The organism is Kosmotoga sp. (genome assembly GCF_982836095.1).
The window spans coordinates 7,436-26,675 of sequence record NZ_CEYIHJ010000005.1 but is presented as its reverse complement, the minus strand read 5'-3'; the positions used below and the strand labels follow the sequence as shown (position 1 = coordinate 26,675).

Here is a 19,240-nt window from a genome sequence, read left to right as displayed (position 1 = left end):
CCCACACATCGCGCTCTTGATGATGCCAGAGTAGATGCAAAGGTTTTTCTTGCTCTTGTGAAAAGGATTGGAGGATTTTCAAAGTTGGGAATATACAAAAAACATTGGAGGGGTTAACATGGTGAAAAATTTTGTACTCGATACCAACGTACTGGTTCACGACCCAGATTGTCTGGAAAAATTTGAAGACAACGTGCTGATAATTCCTTTCCCTGTGCTTGAGGAAATCGATAAACTCAAATCAAAACCAGGCTCTCTCGGTCAAAGGGCCAGGCAAATGAACAGGAAGCTTGATGAAATCAGGAATAATGGAGATATCACAAAAGGCGTGAAGTTAAATTCTGGTGGTTTTGTCAAAATACTCATATTCAACGACTTCAATGTGACGCTTCCACCATTTATGGCTGAGCATTACAAAGACAATGCAATTCTTCTGTATACTCTGGAGCTGAAAAAGCGTGACAAAAAGCCCACCATTCTCGTAACCAAGGATATTAACTTAAGGGTAAAGGCGGATGTTTTAGGACTTGAGACCCAGGATTACCTCGCCGATAAAGTAGAAATCAATGAAATACTCTCTGGAGTGAAAGAATTCAATGATTCTTCTTTGAGGGAAACCTTTGTTAGAATCGGGAGCATTTCTATCAGGGATATTGAACCAGGGCTTTACCCTAATACTTTTGTTGATTTTGGGAATGGAGTTTATGGTAGAGTAGATCCCGAAGGAAAAAGTGTAGTGAAACTCTCTGTCTCTATGGAAACTTCATGCTGGGGGATTTACCCACGAAACAGGGAACAACTCTTCGCTTATGAACTGCTTCTGGATGACAGGATTAAATTCATTTCCATGCCCGGAATCGCGGGAACTGGCAAAACATTGCTTTCCCTGGCTGTGGGAATGAGAAAGGTCGTTGATGAAAAACTTTATGAAAGGATGCTCGTTTCGCGGCCTGTGATCCCCATGGGTCAGGATATAGGCTTTCTACCCGGTTCCCAGGAAGAGAAAATGAAGCCCTGGATGCAGCCGATATATGATAATCTTTTCCTTTTGTTCACAAATCGTCATGTAGATCCTGATACCTTTCTTAAGCGAAGTGAAAAGCTGGGGATTGAGGTACTTGGTTATATACGTGGTAGGTCGATACCAAATCAGTTTATGATTATAGATGAAGCTCAGAACTTGACCCCACATGAGGTGAAGACCATTTTGACGCGTATCGGCGAAGAGTCAAAAATCATTCTCATAGGCGATCCATATCAGATCGATAATATGTATCTCGATACGAATAGTTGCGGACTGGTATATGCTGCCTCTAAATTCATTTCCCATCCTCTGGCGGGGCATATCACTCTCGTCAAAGGTGAAAGGTCTGAGCTTGCCACAGCTGCCGCAGAATTGTTATAGTGAGGTGTTTGATGAAAGAGAATAAAAGTGTGCCAAAAGAATTTGATTTGTACTTGAAAATCGCGAGGAAGGACATACATGTACTCTGCTATATCGCCGAGGCTGAAGATAATCTGATGAATATCAGGCATACAACCGAAGAAGGGTACCTGAAAGTCATTGTTCCTGGTGATTTATTGCAGGAGGCTTTGAATTTTCTTGATAGCATAAAAAATGTTATAAATCTGGAAGTGGTGGAAATTCGTGAAAATCCAGGCCATACTTGATTCGTTAAAGCTGCCGCTCCCCAGGGAAAGAGCAAAGAGTGTAAGAGATATAGATTACGACCGGTTGGTTGGTATGGGGTATGATACCATACTCTTTGATTATGATAACACGTTGGCAACATGGCGCTCTCAGTTTGATATGAGAAACCGCGAGATTATAGAAAGCCTATTAGAGCGCGGTTTAAAAGTTGCAGTAGTTACAAACGCTCCTTATGAAAGAGTGAAACACATGAAGGAGTTTTTTAGTAACCGTGTCAAACTCTATCACTCTATGAAAAAGCCGAGTACCAGGGAGTTAATGAGGGTTTTAAAAGAGTTGGAATCAAAGCCTGAAAAAGCTGTAATCATTGGAGATCTTTTCCTCACTGACATAATCGCAGGCAACCGCATGGGGATGTACACAATTATGGTTAAGCCTGCTATAAGCAAAGAAGCCGCCTTTTACCAGAAAATGGGGGGATTTGTAACCATAGCAGCCTACACCGTGTTTTTTTACACCATTGGCTGGTTTTTCAGAATTATCGAGTTGATTAACCCACACCTTTTTGTTGATGACATTTCTGATGTAGATTTTGAACAGTTGAAAGAAGCTGGCTATGAACTCGTCATCTTGGATTTTGACAATACCCTTGAACCTTGGGGGAGCGATGAGCTCTCAAAAGAGAGGGAACTCCTCATCCGACGCATTCAGTTAGTGGGGCTAAAAATCGTTATAATTTCAAATGGCAGAAGGCTCAGACTTAGAAATATAGAAGCTTTCGTTCCTGGAGTTGAGATTATTTCAGAGGCAAGAAAACCCTTACCTCGTAAAGCTCGAAAATATTTGAACAGAAAAGGAATAAAGCCTTATCATTCGGTTGTTATTGGGGATCAGCTTTTCACTGACATATTGATGGGGAACTTACTTGGAGCTTTCACGATTAAGGTGAATCCCATCTCCGAAAAAGAGTTCTACTGGACGCGCATGATGAGGAAAATCGAGAAGCTTTTCCTCAGGTTTATAAAACGCAAAACCGCATTGGAGGAAATCAGAAGATGAAGTGTAAGGGCTGTGGCGTTGAAATACAAACCTCAAATGAAGAGGCTCCAGGATATATACCGCTTGATGTGCTCGAAGCCAGGCTTGCTGAGGGAAAAGAGGTATATTGTAAGCGCTGCTTTTCCTTGAAACACTATGGAAAACTCTCAAATCGTTTCGAGCTGGAACATTCTTTAGATTTGCTTGGGAAATATCTAACCCTGGCAAGTAACGTTTTGTACATTATAGACATCTTTGATTTCGAAGGTACTTTTAGGCGAGAAATTCAAGAACTTGTAGCTGATAAGAACGTCTATTATCTCATCAACAAAGTTGATCTCATACCGAAAGAAATCACGCCTTCGGAGATAAAAACCTGGGTAAGAAATAGATTAAAGGTTCAATCCACGAGAATAAGGCTCCTTTCGGCGAAAAATGAAAGAGGAGTTTCAGGTCTTCTGAGATTTTTGAAGGGAAAAAAGGAAAAGCGCTTTATAACAATAGGCGTGACAAATGTTGGAAAATCTTCTGTTTTAAATGCCCTTGCTGGAACGAACACATTGACTATAAGTCGTTACCCCGGGACCACTCTCAAAGCTGTGGAATTTCACAGTAAAGTGCACGGCTTATCTTTCATCGATACACCGGGAATAATAACCAGAGATAGGGTAACCGATTTAATGGACAGTTCTTGCCAGTCTAAAATGTTGCCCGAGAAAAAACTGAAAATTCACACTTTTAAGCCTAAGAAAAAGACAAGAACCGTATTTATAGGGGGACTTGTAAGAGTAGATGCGGAACCCGGAACTCCTCCAGGGCCAATTTTCCATGTCATTTCATCTGAAAAAGTCACAGTTCACGAAACCAAACCCGAAACAGCAACGGATAAGTGGGAGAGCTGGTTGGGAACTTTTCTGTTTCCGCCATGTTCAAGGCAAAAACTTCATGATTACGAATGGGAGAGTGTTAAATTAAGGCTCTTTACCGGTCAGGAAGTTGCTATAAAAGGCCTTGGATGGATAAATGTGGCAAGGGGTCCCCTTGAGATAACAATTACCCATCCGGTTAACACGAAACCAGTAGTTAGAAACGGGCTAGTAGGTCCATTGAAGTTCAAAAAATAAAACTGATTTGGAGGTGTTTTGGTGAAACTCAAGGAATATCCAATTAAAGCGGGTGTATCTAACAGACACGTTCATCTTTCTCAGGAACATCTGGAAATCCTCTTTGGAGAAGGTTACGAATTAACCCCCATCAAAGATCTCGGGCAACCAGGTCAATATGCCGCTCAAGAAAAGGTGATACTTGTAGGACCTAAAGGAGCAATTGAAGGGGTTAGAGTTCTCGGCCCTGTTAGAAAGGCGACCCAGGTAGAAATCTCCAGAACTGACGCTTTTAAGCTCGGAGTAAAACCTCCGATAAAAGATTCCGGTGACCATGAGGGCTCAGTAGGTCTTACCCTGGTTGGGCCCAGAGGAACTGTCGTACTGAAAAGGGGTGTAATACTTGCCAAAAGGCATATTCACATGACACCTGAAGATGCAGAAAAACTTGGTGTTAAGGATAAAGACCTTGTTATGGTATATTGTAAAGGCAATGGCGAACGAAAAACGATATTCGATGATGTCCTTGTCAGAGTCAGCGGTTCTTATGCTCTCGAATTTCATGTTGATGTTGATGAAGCTAACGCAGCAATGATCAACAACAACGACGAGGTTTATATTATTGAGGAGCTGTAATTTGCTGTATTTGGGGACGAGCGGTTATCATTTTCGAGATTGGATAGGGACAGCCTATCCTGAAGACATTAAGCCTTCACAGATGTTGAGTTATTATCGAAGTATCTGGCATTTCAACACCGTCGAACTGAATTTTACCTATTATCGAATGCCGGATTGCCATACTCTTGCTGCCATTTCAAGAAAAGTTCCCGGTGATTTTCGCTTTGCGGTGAAATCACCGGGTTCTATTACACATGAATGTTGGAAAAGTCTCGATCTTGATGGAGCAATCAAAGAACTAAAAACCTTCAAAAACGCTCTTGCCCCTCTCGTGTCGGAAGGCAGGCTCGGCCCGGTACTTTTTCAATTTCCATGGGGATTCAGGCCTAGTAATGACAACATCAATTACTTGAAAGAACTCACAAATTTCTGTGCAGAAAACGGTATTAACCCAGCAGTAGAGTTTCGACACAGCGATTGGGAGGTTGAGGATTACAGTGCTGTATTGATTCAATATGCTGCTATCCCTGTAATAGTCGATGCCCCAAAAATAGATAACCTCTTTCGCTATCGTCCCATTTCTGGAGAAAATGTAGCTTATTTTAGATTGCACGGTAGAAATGTCAATTGGTTCACTTCTGAGGGAAGTGAGAGGTATAATTACAATTATTCTGATGACGAACTGAGATTTTTTGCACTGGACGTGATAGAATTCTTATCGAAGGGACTCGATGTGTACGTGTACTTCAACAACTGTCATATGGGTAATGCCGTACATAACGCCCTTCGTCTCAGAGAAATGGTAGGAGGTGCCTGAACTCTCGATGAACTACAGTGATTATTTCAACATTGTGCTGAGAATGCTCTCGAATGGAGCCGAACCATACGAGATCTTTGATGAACTCTCTAAGTTCGGCTTAATGGAAAATGAAATCGATGAGATTTTTAATGTGGCCCTTAGAATGCTTATAACCGGCTACGATACAACACAGATAATTTTCGGAGATGGTTATGATCTCAAGAGAAGGGTTTTCATAGACGATGAACTGGAAACTCTGAAATCTTTTCCCAGACTTTTCAAATCCTACCTTTGGGGTGAAATATCGCCTTCCGATTTTGAAAAATCTCTCACAGATTTTTCCGATTTTGATGGATAAAACAAGACGCGGGTTTTACCCGCGTCAACATTTTGCTTGTTCCTTCTTTTCTCCTTCTCGCTATATTCTAACCCTATACCCATTTGGCCAGCGGAATGAAGCTTTTCAGTGGCATCAGCTCGGAATTTGGCACAACCCGAACTGTATAAGCCATTTTTCCTTCTTCTTCAACGTTGAACTTGCCGTGATACAAATATTCCCCGTGTACATCCTCTTTTTCTATTTCCATTGGGAAGGTTTTGAAAGCTATCATTTTGTCATTTTCATCGAATTTTGCCACGAAGATTTCGACTTTGACTTCCTCGGGGGTCAATTCACCCAGATAGACATTTGCCGTTATTTCTATTGATTGCCCTACACTTATGCTGCTTCTGAACCCAGGCCTTGGAATATTGGGTTTGATTCTGATGAAATCCCAGTTTTGTCTTAACCGTTGCTCCCATTTGGAAAGCGACAATGCTCCATTGTAGCTATCCCTTTCCACGAAGCTCATAGAGCCCATGGCTTTCAAATAGATCTTGTTTGCATAGTCCATGAGCATACGGTGTGTGTTGAAATTCAGGGCAACGCTCTTGATCGAGGCTTTCATTTTTTTTATCCAACCTGTTGGGATTCCTTTTTCATCGGTTTTGTAATAAAGCGGAACGATTTCCTTTTCCAATGTACTGTATATTGAAACGCTGTCTATTCTATCCTGAAGTTCCGTGTCTTCATAATCCCTGTTGTCCCCGATTGTCCATCCATTTTCGCCATTATATCCTTCAACCCACCAACCATCGAGAGCGCTGAAGTTAATAGCCCCATTCATTCCAGCCTTTTGCCCACTCGTTCCGCTGGCTTCATGTGGGCGCCTCGGGTTATTCAGCCAGACATCTACACCGCTAACCATGTGTCTTGCGACATTCATGTCGTAATTTTCGAGGATCACAATACGGTTTTTGAATTCAGGCATCCTGGAAACCTCATAGATCTTTTTGATCAAATTCTTACCGGGATCATCAGCGGGATGGGCTTTTCCAGCGAAGATGAATTGAACGGGTCGTTCTGAATCCATCAGAATTTTTTTCAACCTCTCAATATCCTTAAAAATAAGTGTAGCCCGCTTATATGTGGCGAATCTTCTTGCAAAGCCTATTGTTAGGATATTTTCGGGCAGAATATCATCTACTTCCATTAAATCTTCTATTGTTTCACCAAGCCTTAACCTTTGCCTTCTTAATCTACCATGCAGAAAAGTTCGCATACGTTTTTTCAGCTTTAAATGCACCCTCCAGAGCTCTTCGTCAGGTATATCATCTATGTGTTCCCATACCTCGGGAGAGGTAACATTTTCATGCCAGTTTTCAGGAAGGTAGCGATCGAAGAGTTCTTTCAAATCCCTGTTCAACCAGGTCCATATATGGACACCATTTGTAACATGTCCGATTGGAACTTCGGGTTCCGGAAAATCCGGAAAAATATGTGTCCACATGTGCCTTGACACTTTACCGTGCAATTTGCTCACACCATTCGAGACCGCAGAGAGTCTCAGCGCTAGCACTGTCATACTGAAATGCTCGCGCCCATCTTTTGATTTTTCGATTCCAAGATCGAGAAATTCCCTTCGTGAAATGTTTAATCTCGGCCAAAAATCATTGAAGTATTTATCGATGAGGGTTACGTCGAAAACATCGTTTCCGGCAGGCACCGGAGTATGAGTCGTGAAGACACTCCCGGCTTTAGTTGCTTCAACAGCGCTTCTGAAGTCTAACCCTTTGCTTTGAACAAATTCTCTTATTCTTTCAAGGCTTAAAAAGGCTGCATGTCCTTCGTTCATATGCCATACTCTTGGATTGTATCCAAGAAGCCGAAGGGCCCTTACCCCTGCTATTCCGAGAACTATTTCTTGCTGTATTCTCGTTTCTCGGTTGCCTCCATAAAGCTGTGAGGTGATTTTCCTGTCTTCAGGATCATTTTGTGGGATGTCAGTGTCAAGCAAAATAAGGGGGGTTCTACCCACCTGAGCCTGCCATATTTTAACCCAGATACGCCTTTCGGGAAAATCCACTTTGACGTATATTTCTTCGTTATCTTCATCAAAAGCAGGCCTTACCGGAAAATCCTCAAAATCGTATGCTGGAAAATCGGCATGCTGCCAACCAGTTTCATCAATGGTTTGGTTGAAATATCCATGACGATATAGCAAGCCAACGCCTACGAGATTAATGCCGAGGTCGCTGGCCGTTTTCAGGTGGTCACCAGCAAGAATACCCAATCCGCCCGAATAAATGGGAAAGGATTCATGAAGGCCGTATTCCGCGCAAAAATAGGCAATTTGATCGTTGGCTTTATCTGGATGTGTTCGCTTTATCCAGGTATCTTCAGCTTCCATATATTGCTCAAACTGCTGTAGAACCTTATCGTAATTTTCAAGGAAATCCTTGCTTTTTGAAAGCTCTTGAAGTCTGTCTTGATCTACTCTCCTTAACAACTTTACAGGGCTTCTTTTGACCTCATACCAGAGTTCTTGATCCATGTCTTTGAAAAGTTCTTCGGCTTCAGGATTCCATGTCCACCAGAAGTTATAAGCAAGCTCTTCCAGCTTCTTTATTCTGTCAGGCAGCCGAGGAATAGCTCTCATTTTTTCGATAAAGTACATCGAAGGACCTCCTTCCGAATTGATAAATGCAACATTATAATTATAAATCAAAATGGTTTAAAAATCCACGATATGAAAGCTTATTCGGGAATAATCTTGATTATTGATTAAATATGCAGAATTTTAGTGAGGGAAAAATCGCGAGAAAAAAAGGAGAGCCTGAGCTCTCCTTGTAGGTTATCTCTTCTTTATTCCACGTTTCTTATCGAGTCTTCTTCTGTAATCAGAAATCTTCCTCGAACTGTCTTTCAAAAACTTTGAAAGCTTTCTTTCAAAATCCTTGTCGAGGTTCTGGTCATCTGTACCCGATTCCCCTAAGTCTTTAATGGAAAGTTCCCATTTCCCATCTCGAGTAGTTCCGACTATCTTTACTTTGACCTTTTGTCCTACATTAAGATGATCGTTGATGTTTTTCACATAACTTTTGGAGATCTTGGAGATATGAAGGAAACCCTGCTCACCACCTTCCAGCTCTACATGAGCCCCAAACTTCATTACAGCGGTGATCTTTCCTTCAACAATGTTGCCTACTTTCGCACTCACATTCCTAACCTCCAATGGTTTTCAAATATAGAATAAGTGACAACTCAGTAGTTGTCGCCGTACTTGTTCTTGAACTTCTGGACTCTACCCTCGGTATCTACGATTAGAGAGCTCGTATCACCCTTATAGAAAGGATGGCAATTGGAACAAAGATCGATTTTTATGTCTTCACGTGTTGACCAGAACATGTGTTCCGCCCCGCAGGTGCATTTTACCGTAACAAGCTTAAGCTCGGGATGTATACCTTTTTTCATCGGGCCTTCACCTCTTCAATAGTTTAATTTTACGAAGTTCATTATATCATATGTATGAGATACTGTCAAAGGAATGTAAGAATAGAGAGTAAAAAAACTGTATCGGCGGTTTAATTCTTTTAAAGAAGGCGTGATTGTATGAACATCTTAAAACAAGCGGAAGACCGACTTTATGAAGAAGGATTTTTTTCTTATTATGAAACGAGAAAAAGAGAGATTATGAAAATTTCTTACATACTTAGAAGTGCCAAACCCGAAAAAGCTATACGCTTTCTAAAAAAGGAATTTGGCGCGCTTAAACTGTTCGAAGCCGGAGAGGCCCTTGCCTTCCTGTTGGAAATGCTCGCTGAAAAAGAGAAGCCTCTGGAAGAAAAGGTCATCTTCGTTGCAGAACTGAGTGAATCAGAAGTCGAAGAAATCATAAAATTGCTCTATTTTATCTACCCCTTTTCATACCCTCCAGTTCCCCGGGATGTTGAAATGAAGGACCTTCACGAATACTTTCAATGGAAAAAAGAATGTGATGCTTCAATAGGTAGGGCTTTTGAAAATTACATCATGCTTGAATGTGCGCTGAATTTTAGACGATCCCCTATTCCAAATGACCTGAAAACTTTTTTGGAGAGCATCGAGTTAACCGATATGAGAAAGTTGAAAAAAGGACGAGAAAAGTTAAGACACCTTAGTAATGATGCGAAGAAAAGAATGAGGAAATTGAAATACACCCACCCTTACGTACGTACTGTACTCTTTGCCAAAAATACTGTTCCGATTATCATCGATGGTAGCAATATTATCTATTCCAAAGCCGATTTCCCTGATTTGAAAAACATCAACAAACTTTTTGAATACTTCGCCCGTTCATCACCAGTGTATTTTCCCTACCGTATTGTATTCGACAGGAATGTGCGGTATAAAATCAAAGGAAGTCAGCAACCTGAACTCGAAAAATTGTTGTCTTTACCCATTGTAGAATTATATTCGCCAGCTGATGAAAGGATAATACAACTTGCGAGGAGCCTAAAAGGCCATATACTCAGCTACGATAGATTTCAGGAATATGATACAAAAGGCATAGAAATAATAAAACCGGAGGATTTGAGATGAGAACAGCGGATTTTGATTTTGAACTGCCAGAGAAATTGATAGCTCAGGAGCCCGTTTTGCCCAGGGACCAATGCCGTCTTTTAGTGGTGAGAAGAGACTCAAATCAATTTGAGCACAGAAAATTCTATGAGATCAAAGAATTTCTTAGTGAATCCGATCTGCTTGTGCTGAATGACAGCAGGGTGATCCCAGCGAGACTTTATGGCAGGAAAAGCACTGGAGCAAAAGTGGAGGTTCTCCTAATAGAGAGGATACAAAACGGTACCTGGAAAGCCATAGTGAAGCCGGGTTCAAAAATAAAGAAGGGGAGTACACTTGTTTTTGATGAATTGAGCTGCAAAGTTGTTGAACATCTTCCTGACTCTACAAGAGTTCTGGAGTTTAATGAACCCGGTGCGGAAGAGACAATCAAGAAAATTGGAAAAATGCCTATTCCACCTTATATAAAAAAATACCCGAAGAACCCTGAGCTTTACCAAACTGTCTATGCAAAGGCCGAGGGATCAGTGGCTGCTCCCACAGCCGGGCTTCATTTTACAAAGGAATTACTCAGTGAGCTGCAAGCCAGTGGTGTGAACATTACTTATATAACTTTGCATGTAGGGCTTGGAACTTTCAGACCAGTTAAGGTTGATAAAATCGAGAACCACAAAATGCATAGCGAATTTTATACGATTTCTGAGAAAACCGTCAAAAAAATCTCTGAAACGCGCCAAAAAGGGGGAAAGGTAATAGCAGTAGGAACTACAGTGGTACGCACGCTTGAAGCCGTAGCCGCTGAGAATGCTGGAAATCTAATAGCCAAATCGGGATATACAGATATATTCATTTATCCACCCTTTAAATTCAACGTGGTTGATGGAATTATAACAAACTTCCATCTTCCCCGTTCCACACTTTTAATGCTCGTTTCTGCTTTCGCAGGCAGGGAGAAGATTCTCAATGCATACAGAGAAGCTGTAAAAGAAAGATATCGCTTCTTCTCCTTTGGTGATGCCTGCATGATTTTGTGATCAAGCTCTGTTGAGGGTTGGCCTGATAAAATGCTCCCAAAACTTTTTCAGGATAATCGCCGTAGGGGCAGCTATAAAGGCACCGGCAACGGAAAAGAGCTGTGCCATGATTATTATCATTACTATGATAAATACGGGATTTATGCGCGTATAACCTTTCATTAGCTTGAGGAAGACTATGAATGCAACTGTATGGATAGTCACCAGGAAGACAAGGAGAAAGAGCACCGCTACCCAATTCTGACCTGATGCCGCAAGAAGAAATAACGGGATAAATTCCAGTACAACTCCGACGATTGGTATCAGGTTTGTTATGGCTGCCCACACGCCCATGAGCAGGCTGTAATCGAGCCCGAGAATCTTGACCAGAATTCCCACACTTATACCAGTTACCAGGGCGACTAAAATTATTGCTACTACATAGCGTTCTAAATTTCCATAAGTGTCTTTGAGAAAGCGTTTTGCAAAACCCCTGGAAGATCCGGGATATATTTCAGGTAGATGCTTCTTGAAATCACCGAAATAATAGCCAAGGTAAACAGTCCCGATTATCACGAAGAACATAACGGAGAATGTCGCCGAAACCAGGGATGGTAGTTTTTCAAGAAAAGCAGTAAGGTATTCCCTGAATTTCAATTGAACCTCAATCAGGACATTTCTGATACTCGACATAATCTGCGCCCTTTTCTCTTCAAATTTTTCTTGGTCGTCTATATCTTTGCTAGTATTGTTTTTGCTTTTATTTTTTATCAGGAAACGGTCAACCAACCAACCAAATATTGGCTGCCAATCTTCCCGCGATTTGAACCCGGAAGTTCTTTCCCAGATTTTGTCTGCCAGATTTGTAGCGTCGCCAGAGAATTTTTCGTGTTTTGAAATTATCCGGATAATTTCTTCTTTTTTCAGCTCTCTTTCTTTTACCGGGAAAACTATCGCAAACTTTCCTTTTTCTATATCCTCTATTGGCAGGTCTTCGAACGAGGACTGGTCATATTCTGTTAAATAGGAGAGTAAATCTTTTTTTAATGCATTTATTTCTTCGTTGCTTACAGGTTTTTCCTGCTTGTACTTGTTGAGTACGGCGTCTAAATTGAATTCTATTTCCGGGATACTGAGTTCAGTGCTTTTATCGGAGGGGAAGAAATTCAAAGCAGTATAATAGAAGCTGGAAGCCTGGTTTACAATAGGCTGAAATAAAAACACTACCACCAATATTAAACTGAAATAAAGCGCTCCAAGCCCCAGTGCAACGGCTATCCACCTTTTGATCTTCAGCTTTGAGGTGGCAAACTTGATCCACGGTTCAATGAGAAATACAATCGCTATCGTTATTATAAAGATTGCAGAAATTGTTGCAGAAATCGTTAAAAAGAAAAATGCAATCAGAAAATAAACGATGGAAAAAATCATGACCAGAAATCTCGGAGACTTCAAGAGGTTCTTCATTTTTGCCCTCCTTTGGAATGCAAAAAATATTCCCTGATATGCTCTATATCCTTTGTGATTCCCATGGCGATCATCAATTTAATTCTTGCTTTTTGAGGGGAAAGCCCTGGTGCGAAAATAGCACCTGCTTTTTCAAGCTGTAGTCCTCCCCCTTTGTATCCATAAATCCCAAGCACCCTTCCCTTAAAACACCTCGATGTTATTATTATGGGAATGCCCGCTTCTCTGATTAGCCTTTCAATTGTGTCTGCAACTTTCGGGGGAACGTTGCCACGACCAAAAGCCTCAAGAACAATCCCCTTGAACCCTATTTGGGGTAAGCTTTTCAGAATTTGCCCGCTATCTCCGGTAAAGGTCTTGTAAAGAGCAATTTTTTCTTCTATTTGTTTCACTTCAATTGTTTCTCTTTGAAGCGGTTTACGATAAAAGATGATCTTATCCTCATCAACTATACCAAGAGGTCCATAACCCGGTGAATCAAAGGTGGCTACGTTGCTCGTATATGTCTTTGTTACCTCTCGTGCTGCATGAATTTCATCGTTAAGGCAAACCATGGTTCCCATACCTATAGCCATAGAGTTGATTGCTACTCGGACAGAGGATACTACATTTCTTGGGCCATCTGTGCCCAATTCGTCGATGCTGCGCATGGCGGCAGTGCAAACTACTGGTTTTTCACTTTTGATTGTTAAATCAAGAAAATAAGCAGTTTCTTCGAGAGTATCAGTACCGTGAGTTATGACCACGCCAGAGATATCATCTTGCTCGAGAAGAGAATCCACCAGCTTTGACAGTTTCCACATGAGTGATGGAGATATATGGGGGCTGGGAAGATTTGAAAATCCATGATGCTCTATCATGGCTATTTCATTGAGCCGATCTATCTCAGTAATACTGCGGTTTGCTGAAAATGTAGGAACAGCGCCACCGGTTTTTGGGTCTTTGGTCATAGCGATAGTGCCACCGGTAGTAATAAGGGCAATTCTTTTCAAACTGATCCCTCCTACATGCTGACTATATAATAACTATATAACTATACCGATTTTTTTCAAGGTCATACAAACTTCCTCACCTAAAACCCGTTTTACATCCTGCCACGAATCAAAGGGACGGTTTAATAGAATGCTTGGTGCCCTATGCCTACCTATGCCTGGAATGCTCTCGAGAAGCTTCAGATCCATAGAATTGAGATTGCTCATCAAAGGAATACCTGTGACAGAACGTGTTCCATGTGATGTAATAACCATATCCACCGCTTTATCAAAATTGGCATAGCTTCCAACGAGAATGGGATAAGTCCCAAGTGGTCTACCAAAGGTGAGAGCACCCTTTTTGAATTCGGGTATCACTTTTCTTACAATTGCCCCAACGGGGAATACTTTTTGAATCATTTCCTTATCTATAATGCTCCGTACGCTTTTCTTGTATTTCTCAAAAACACCCCTGTTTGTTTTGGGGAGTTTCCGCTTTGATAGCGGCGTGTTTGGAAACACCATTACCTGGCGGATATTCAATCTTCTGATAATAAGATCAGCTTCAAGAATCTTCTTCAAAAAGAAAAAATCGATTTCAAATGTTTTCTTTGTAGATCCAGGAAGGCCATACAAAAGGTTTATACCTGGCAACAGTTTGGGAACACCGTCTATCCTCACATTTCCTATTTCGTTAACGATTTTTATGGCTTCGATAATTTCTTCAGCTGTTCCATCGATGTTGTTCAAATGCCGAACAGTCGGGTCGAAACTCTCAACTCCAAATGATATTGTATCACCCACAGTGTTGTATTTCACGATGCACTCAAGTATTTTTTCAGCATCTTTCCTGTGCCGGGCGATGAATATGGGGTTTCCATTATCTATATGGAAAACCTCGGGGTTCAATATCACCGAAGTTGTCTGAAATAGCGTTTTAACGGCTTCAGGGTTTGGAAGATCCTTTTCCTTGTCGTAACCGTAAGCGATTACATTGGCGCTTCTGCCAAACCTAATTGCTTTAACGCCTGCGGTTTTTAATGCTTGGAGTTCTTCTTCGATTCCCTTGAAATCACGGCTTTTGAAATTGCCATAAAGAAGAGATTCAGTACAAAATGAACAGAATTTATCCCGTCTTTCGCAACCACTGGAGATGTCAAATTCCACTATTATATCCGGATATCTTGGATGTTGAGGAATGATAGCTGCGCCAAGCTTGTAGAACTCATTCATCAATTCGTAATAGGCCTTTCCCTCGATGCTTATGCCGAGGTATTTGGCCAAATCCAATTCTTTGGTAAAAAGCGCATCTGCCTCATCAAGGGAAACCTCTCTGGCTTTTCTACCGCCTTTTAGGGAATATCCTGCTACAATGGGCCCTTCGATTATCTTTGTGGGGTTGGCGTTTAGAGAAAGAAGCTTTTCGAATTCACTGAAGCTCGCGGGGGTTCCGCCTACATAGTGGCCCGGCGTGGTCAATCCGCCATGGAGAATTAAGTAGTCATAAGCGTTGAATGAATTCCACAGCTCCTTTTTACGAACAGTGTCAATCGTGAAGTAGTCTACATCAATCCCCTTAGCGTAAAGGATTCCCGCTATTGCCCGAACGCGCTGTGAGATGTAAGGTGGAACACCCAAAGCTGCGGGTTCGTCTATGTATCCATCTATCAAAGCGGCTTTCAAGGTATCACACTCCCTTTTCAAAATAATAGCATCAATAGGTTACGCAAATAAAAAGGGGACTATTAATTAATTATTCACAACGTTGGCTCGTATTAGAGTGTATAATAACAACAGTAACTTTTAGGAGGGAATGGACTTGCCATTAGAAAAACATTGCTCTTTTTGTGGTAGGCCTGCTTCGCAGGTTAAGAAGCTCATATCCGGCGCAGAGGGATATATCTGCGATGAATGTGTAGACCTTTTCCACGATATCTTGAAGCAAGATGTAAAAACCATAAGAGAATCAGGAAAAAGATTGCCGACTCCCGCTGAAATAAAAGCGGAACTGGATAAATACGTCATCGGTCAGGAAGCCGCCAAAAAAGCCATTTCAGTTGCTGTCTATAACCATTACAAACGAGTCTTCAAAGGTGTGGAAGATGTAGAGATAGAAAAATCGAACATCATGCTCATTGGCCCCACAGGATCTGGAAAAACGTTGATCGCGAGGACACTCGCCAGGATTCTGGACGTACCCTTTGCCATTGCCGATGCCACACCACTTACAGAAGCTGGATATGTTGGCGAAGATGTGGAAAATGTTATTTTAAGACTTTTACAGTCCGCAAATTTCGATGTAGAAAGAGTGCAATATGGAATCGTGTATATCGATGAAATCGACAAAATAGCGAGAAAATCACCCAACCCGTCTATAACAAGAGATGTATCCGGCGAAGGTGTTCAGCAAGCCCTGTTAAAAATCGTCGAAGGCACTATCGCAAATGTTCCTCCTCAGGGTGGAAGAAAGCATCCTTATCAGGAATTCATCAAGGTTGATACGACTAATATTCTCTTTGTTGTTGGTGGGGCTTTTGACGGCCTTGAAAATATAATCCAGGAGAGAATTTTAACATCCACAATGGGCTTTGGTGCTGAAATAAGAGGGAAAAAGGATTATCGAATCGGTGAAATCCTTTCACATGTGGGACCAGATGACCTTATCCAATACGGGCTTATTCCAGAGTTTGTTGGAAGGTTCCCCGTACTTACAACACTTAACGACCTTAGCGTTGGAGATCTCAAAAAGATAATGCTCGAACCCAAAAATGCCATTATCAAGCAATATCAAAAACTTCTCGAGCTTGACGGGATCGAACTGGAGTTAACTGATGGTGCTCTAGAAGCCATTGCGGAAAAGGCTCTTTCCAGAGGAACTGGAGCCAGAGCATTGAAGAGCGTGATTGAGAGCGTTATGATGGACATCATGTTCGAAGCCCCATCGTTGAAAAATGTCGGAAAGGTTATAATTACACGGGATGTCGTCAAAGGACGTAAAGAAGCCAAGGTTATAAAGAGAGAATCTGCCTGATGATAGTACTTGCAATTGAGAGTTCCTGCGATGAAACGGCTGTGGCAATTGTAGAAGATGGTAAATTGCTTTCGAGTGTGCTTGCTTCTCAGGTTGAAATCCACAGAAAATTTGGCGGTGTGGTACCGGAGATAGCCGCAAGGCACCATCTTGGTAACATTGCACCTTTGGTAGATGAGGCTCTTGAAAGGGCTGCGATTTCCGTGACCGATGTCGATGTGTTTGCGGCTACTTATGGACCCGGACTTGTAGGTTCGCTACTGGTTGGACTCTCTTTTGCTAAAGGATTGGCTTTGGCCCTTAACAGACCTTTTATCGCTGTTAATCATCTGCATGGGCATCTTTATGCAAACATGATTACTTTTCCGAGTCTGATACCACCGTTTTTAGTTTTGCTTGTTTCTGGAGGGCACACAGAGCTCTTTAGCGTGAATTCATGGGATTCAATAGAGAGAATTGGTAAAACGCGAGATGACGCCGCTGGAGAGGCTTTTGACAAGATAGCAAGACTGCTTGGACTGAATTATCCCGGTGGGCCAGAAATAGAAAAACTCGCAAAATTGGGTGAAGAAAAGTATAATTTCCCTCGTTCTTTGCGTGAAAAAGGGAATTACGATTTCAGCTTCAGCGGTTTGAAGACCTCTGTTCTCTATTTCTTGAAAAAGAATCCTCAGGCAAAAAAAGAGGATGTCGCTGCTTCTTTTCAAGCTGCGGTTGTCGACTCGTTACTCAGCAAAACCTTTGCAGCAGCAGCAGAGTATGGCTTAAAGAATGTGGTATTTGCTGGCGGGGTCGCTGCCAACAGCTATCTGCGGGAGAAAGCTCAACAATTCGCTAAGGATAAGTACAACGTCTATTTCCCGCCAATAGAATTCTGCACGGATAACGCAGCCATGATAGCCATAGCGGCCTACAACAAAGCAAAAAGGGGAGAACTCTCTCCCCTGGATACCAACGCCATACCTTATTTGAAATTTTAATCCTTGGTACTTTCAGTTTTTTTGGAACCAGCTTTCGAGTCTGTAGAATAAAATCCGCTTCCTTTGAATACAACTCCAACACTTGTTATGGCTTTTCTTAGTTTTCCTCCACAGGAGGGACAGGTAGATAGAGGCTCGTCGCTTATCTTTTGGAAGACTTCGAGTTCCTTTGCACAAGTTTCGCAGACGTATCTGTACCTTGGCATGATATCCCCTCCTTTTCTATTCTCCAGCGTATTTTGGTATGACACAAATGAACTTCAGCGTCTCCGTACCGTCATTTCTGAATTGATGAACTACATTGCCAGGGACATACACAAATGAGCCGGCCTCCGCTATTTTGTCACCATCGGGAGTAACAACTGTTGCAGTTCCTGAAACGATGTATACCTCATGTTCCCAATCATGAGAGTGCTTTGGGCTATAACCACCTGGGACGACAGTGAACAACCTCATGACAAAATTCTGAGCGCCGAGTTTGCGACCTATCAATACTCTTTTCTCTACCCCTTTTACAGTTGCATCATCAAATTTTTGAGGTGTTACTTCGAGGGCTTTTCCTATGACTATTTTGTTTGCTTTGCCTTCCATTTGTCCAGCGCCTCCCGTGATTTTTGTATGTATTGGTTCTTCTTGAATCGAATTCAATTACTACCTTTCTATAAGGTTCAAGACCCACAGAATAGCTCCTCAAATTTTTGTATTTAGATACAACTTCGTGTACTATTCTTCTTTCTTTTGCAAACATGGGTTCTAATTCCACTTTGCTCCGCTTTTGAATTGCGAGCTTTGCCATTTTGTGTGCAAGGCTTTCAACATTTTGCCTTCTTTCTTCCTTATAATTCCCCACATCTACTGAAACATTGAGTTTTACGTCTGAAAGCCTGTTAGCGTATATACCGATTATGTGCTGAAAGGCGCTAACGGTTTTTCCATGCCTTCCGATTAATCTTGATACTTCTATTCCCTTTATATTGACGAAAATGGTCTTTCTTTCAATTGCAATATCGTATATGATATCTTTGTCAAAATGCTTTAATATTCCTTCAAGGTATTCTCCGATTTTCCTCTCGAAATATGAGGGCAGAAGTTGAACTTCAATCACCGCTTCTTTGCCACCGAAAAAACCTAGAAAGCCTTTCGATCCTTTTTCTACAACCTTGATATTTAACTCGTCCTCGTAAGCGTTATACTTTGAAATCGCTGTTCTGACAGCTTCTTCCACGCTCGGAGCTTTAATCGTATTGAGTTTCATGCTGGAGCACCTCCTGTATCTGTGACAATTATCTTATTTAGCGGGTTTTGGTGGAAGGCCAAAGACTTCTCTCATTGAAATGCCTTTCATACCGAACTTTCTGTAAACATAGATTGTAATTAACAACTGAAGTATGCTGTTTGTTGCATAGTAAATGAACAAACCTGTTGGTAGTGTGTAAAACAGGAAGGGGAAAACCAGAGACATAATCATAGACTGCCTTGCGGTTTTTCCATCCTGACTTGTTACTGTTGCAAGATATATACCGGTTATGATACTGATGAATATCAAAAGACTGTTTTGCAGAAATCCACCGGTAGATAGATCTGACCAAAAGAGAAATTTAGGAGCATAGGCGAACATTTCACTGAAATACCTTATGACTGAGTACAACACAAAGAACACCGGCAACTGAATAAGTAATGTCAAACAACC

At 41.6% G+C, this 19,240-nt stretch carries 21 protein-coding genes and 1 pseudogene; 12 read left to right on the top strand and 10 right to left on the bottom strand.

The window, feature by feature from the left end:
- The 8 genes and pseudogenes from AC3LHT_RS00900 to AC3LHT_RS00865 all read left to right on the top strand — a co-directional run.
- Nucleotides 1–117 (top strand): annotated as a pseudogene (locus AC3LHT_RS00900) (3'-5' exonuclease); the annotation flags it as partial.
- Nucleotide 118: 1 nt separating this feature from the next.
- Nucleotides 119–1,405, top strand: coding sequence for a PhoH family protein (locus AC3LHT_RS00895; RefSeq protein WP_488661699.1), 1,287 nt, complete (start codon nt 119–121; stop codon nt 1,403–1,405).
- 11 nt (nt 1,406–1,416) lie between these two features.
- Nucleotides 1,417–1,671 (top strand): DUF4911 domain-containing protein, encoded by a 255-nt coding sequence (locus tag AC3LHT_RS00890; protein ID WP_290645230.1) that lies wholly within the window; start codon nt 1,417–1,419, stop codon nt 1,669–1,671.
- Complete coding sequence (locus AC3LHT_RS00885; RefSeq protein WP_290645232.1) at nt 1,649–2,710, top strand: YqeG family HAD IIIA-type phosphatase; 1,062 nt, start codon at nt 1,649–1,651, stop codon at nt 2,708–2,710. Before AC3LHT_RS00890 ends, AC3LHT_RS00885 begins: the two co-directional genes overlap by 23 nt.
- Complete coding sequence (locus AC3LHT_RS00880; RefSeq protein WP_488661698.1) at nt 2,707–3,813, top strand: GTPase; 1,107 nt, start codon at nt 2,707–2,709, stop codon at nt 3,811–3,813. Before AC3LHT_RS00885 ends, AC3LHT_RS00880 begins: the two co-directional genes overlap by 4 nt.
- Nucleotides 3,814–3,834: 21 nt before the next feature.
- On the top strand, nt 3,835–4,428 hold the full coding sequence (gene pduL, locus AC3LHT_RS00875) for a phosphate propanoyltransferase (protein WP_290645236.1): 594 nt from the start codon (nt 3,835–3,837) through the stop codon (nt 4,426–4,428).
- Nucleotide 4,429: 1 nt separating this feature from the next.
- Nucleotides 4,430–5,227 carry a DUF72 domain-containing protein gene (locus tag AC3LHT_RS00870; RefSeq protein WP_488661697.1) on the top strand — a complete coding sequence of 266 codons (798 nt, stop codon included), beginning with the start codon at nt 4,430–4,432 and terminating at the stop codon, nt 5,225–5,227.
- Between the two features lie 7 nt (nt 5,228–5,234).
- Nucleotides 5,235–5,567 (top strand): hypothetical protein, encoded by a 333-nt coding sequence (locus AC3LHT_RS00865; RefSeq protein ID WP_290645240.1) that lies wholly within the window; start codon nt 5,235–5,237, stop codon nt 5,565–5,567.
- Nucleotides 5,568–5,640: 73 nt separating this feature from the next.
- Here AC3LHT_RS00865 and glgP read toward each other — a convergent pair whose 3' ends face one another.
- The 3 genes from glgP to rpmE all read right to left on the bottom strand — a co-directional run bounded on the left by glgP (nt 5,641) and on the right by rpmE (nt 9,002).
- Nucleotides 5,641–8,205 carry an alpha-glucan family phosphorylase gene (glgP, locus tag AC3LHT_RS00860; protein ID WP_290645242.1) on the bottom strand — a complete coding sequence of 855 codons (2,565 nt, stop codon included), beginning with the start codon at nt 8,203–8,205 and terminating at the stop codon, nt 5,641–5,643.
- A gap of 177 nt (nt 8,206–8,382) precedes the next feature.
- Nucleotides 8,383–8,748, bottom strand: coding sequence for a S1 RNA-binding domain-containing protein (locus tag AC3LHT_RS00855; RefSeq protein WP_290645244.1), 366 nt, complete (start codon nt 8,746–8,748; stop codon nt 8,383–8,385).
- Nucleotides 8,749–8,792: 44 nt separating this feature from the next.
- Nucleotides 8,793–9,002: a 50S ribosomal protein L31 gene (gene rpmE, locus AC3LHT_RS00850; RefSeq protein ID WP_290645246.1), complete on the bottom strand. Its 210-nt coding sequence runs from the start codon at nt 9,000–9,002 to the stop codon at nt 8,793–8,795.
- A gap of 138 nt (nt 9,003–9,140) precedes the next feature.
- Here rpmE and AC3LHT_RS00845 point away from each other — a divergent pair, with 138 nt between their 5' ends.
- Both AC3LHT_RS00845 and queA read left to right on the top strand, forming a co-directional pair.
- Entirely contained in the window at nt 9,141–10,109 is a 969-nt protein-coding gene (locus tag AC3LHT_RS00845) for an NYN domain-containing protein (protein WP_290645248.1), read from the top strand.
- Entirely contained in the window at nt 10,106–11,122 is a 1,017-nt protein-coding gene (gene queA / locus AC3LHT_RS00840; RefSeq protein ID WP_488661696.1) for a tRNA preQ1(34) S-adenosylmethionine ribosyltransferase-isomerase QueA, read from the top strand. The genes AC3LHT_RS00845 and queA overlap by 4 nt, the downstream gene beginning before the upstream one ends.
- Here the strand turns inward: queA and AC3LHT_RS00835 are convergent, their stop codons facing one another.
- Genes AC3LHT_RS00835 through AC3LHT_RS00825 form a run of 3 tightly spaced genes read right to left on the bottom strand, consistent with a single transcriptional unit; the run spans nt 11,123 to nt 15,222 of the window.
- Nucleotides 11,123–12,568 carry an AI-2E family transporter gene (locus tag AC3LHT_RS00835; RefSeq protein ID WP_290645252.1) on the bottom strand — a complete coding sequence of 482 codons (1,446 nt, stop codon included), beginning with the start codon at nt 12,566–12,568 and terminating at the stop codon, nt 11,123–11,125.
- Entirely contained in the window at nt 12,565–13,560 is a 996-nt protein-coding gene (locus tag AC3LHT_RS00830) for an asparaginase (RefSeq protein ID WP_488661695.1), read from the bottom strand. The genes AC3LHT_RS00835 and AC3LHT_RS00830 overlap by 4 nt, the downstream gene beginning before the upstream one ends.
- Nucleotides 13,561–13,593: 33 nt before the next feature.
- Nucleotides 13,594–15,222: a radical SAM protein gene (locus tag AC3LHT_RS00825; protein WP_488661694.1), complete on the bottom strand. Its 1,629-nt coding sequence runs from the start codon at nt 15,220–15,222 to the stop codon at nt 13,594–13,596.
- A gap of 130 nt (nt 15,223–15,352) precedes the next feature.
- On the opposite strand from AC3LHT_RS00825, the gene clpX reads away from it, so the two are divergent.
- Both clpX and tsaD read left to right on the top strand, forming a co-directional pair.
- Nucleotides 15,353–16,570: an ATP-dependent Clp protease ATP-binding subunit ClpX gene (gene clpX / locus AC3LHT_RS00820; protein WP_290645258.1), complete on the top strand. Its 1,218-nt coding sequence runs from the start codon at nt 15,353–15,355 to the stop codon at nt 16,568–16,570.
- Nucleotides 16,570–17,550: a tRNA (adenosine(37)-N6)-threonylcarbamoyltransferase complex transferase subunit TsaD gene (gene tsaD, locus AC3LHT_RS00815; protein WP_290645260.1), complete on the top strand. Its 981-nt coding sequence runs from the start codon at nt 16,570–16,572 to the stop codon at nt 17,548–17,550. The genes clpX and tsaD overlap by 1 nt, the downstream gene beginning before the upstream one ends.
- On the opposite strand, the gene AC3LHT_RS00810 is transcribed toward tsaD, so the two are convergent.
- The 4 genes from AC3LHT_RS00810 to AC3LHT_RS00795 all read right to left on the bottom strand — a co-directional run.
- Entirely contained in the window at nt 17,547–17,756 is a 210-nt protein-coding gene (locus AC3LHT_RS00810) for an FmdB family zinc ribbon protein (RefSeq protein ID WP_290645262.1), read from the bottom strand. The two genes, tsaD and AC3LHT_RS00810, sit on opposite strands and share 4 nt — an antisense overlap.
- 16 nt (nt 17,757–17,772) lie before the next feature.
- Nucleotides 17,773–18,141: a cupin domain-containing protein gene (locus tag AC3LHT_RS00805; protein ID WP_290666060.1), complete on the bottom strand. Its 369-nt coding sequence runs from the start codon at nt 18,139–18,141 to the stop codon at nt 17,773–17,775.
- The gene (jag, locus tag AC3LHT_RS00800; protein ID WP_290666062.1) at nt 18,077–18,805 is read right to left on the bottom strand and encodes an RNA-binding cell elongation regulator Jag/EloR; all 729 of its coding nucleotides are present in this window, start codon (nt 18,803–18,805) and stop codon (nt 18,077–18,079) included. Before jag ends, AC3LHT_RS00805 begins: the two co-directional genes overlap by 65 nt.
- Nucleotides 18,806–18,838: 33 nt before the next feature.
- On the bottom strand, nt 18,839–19,240 hold a 402-nt coding region (locus AC3LHT_RS00795; RefSeq protein WP_488661693.1), incomplete at its 5' end, for a YidC/Oxa1 family membrane protein insertase.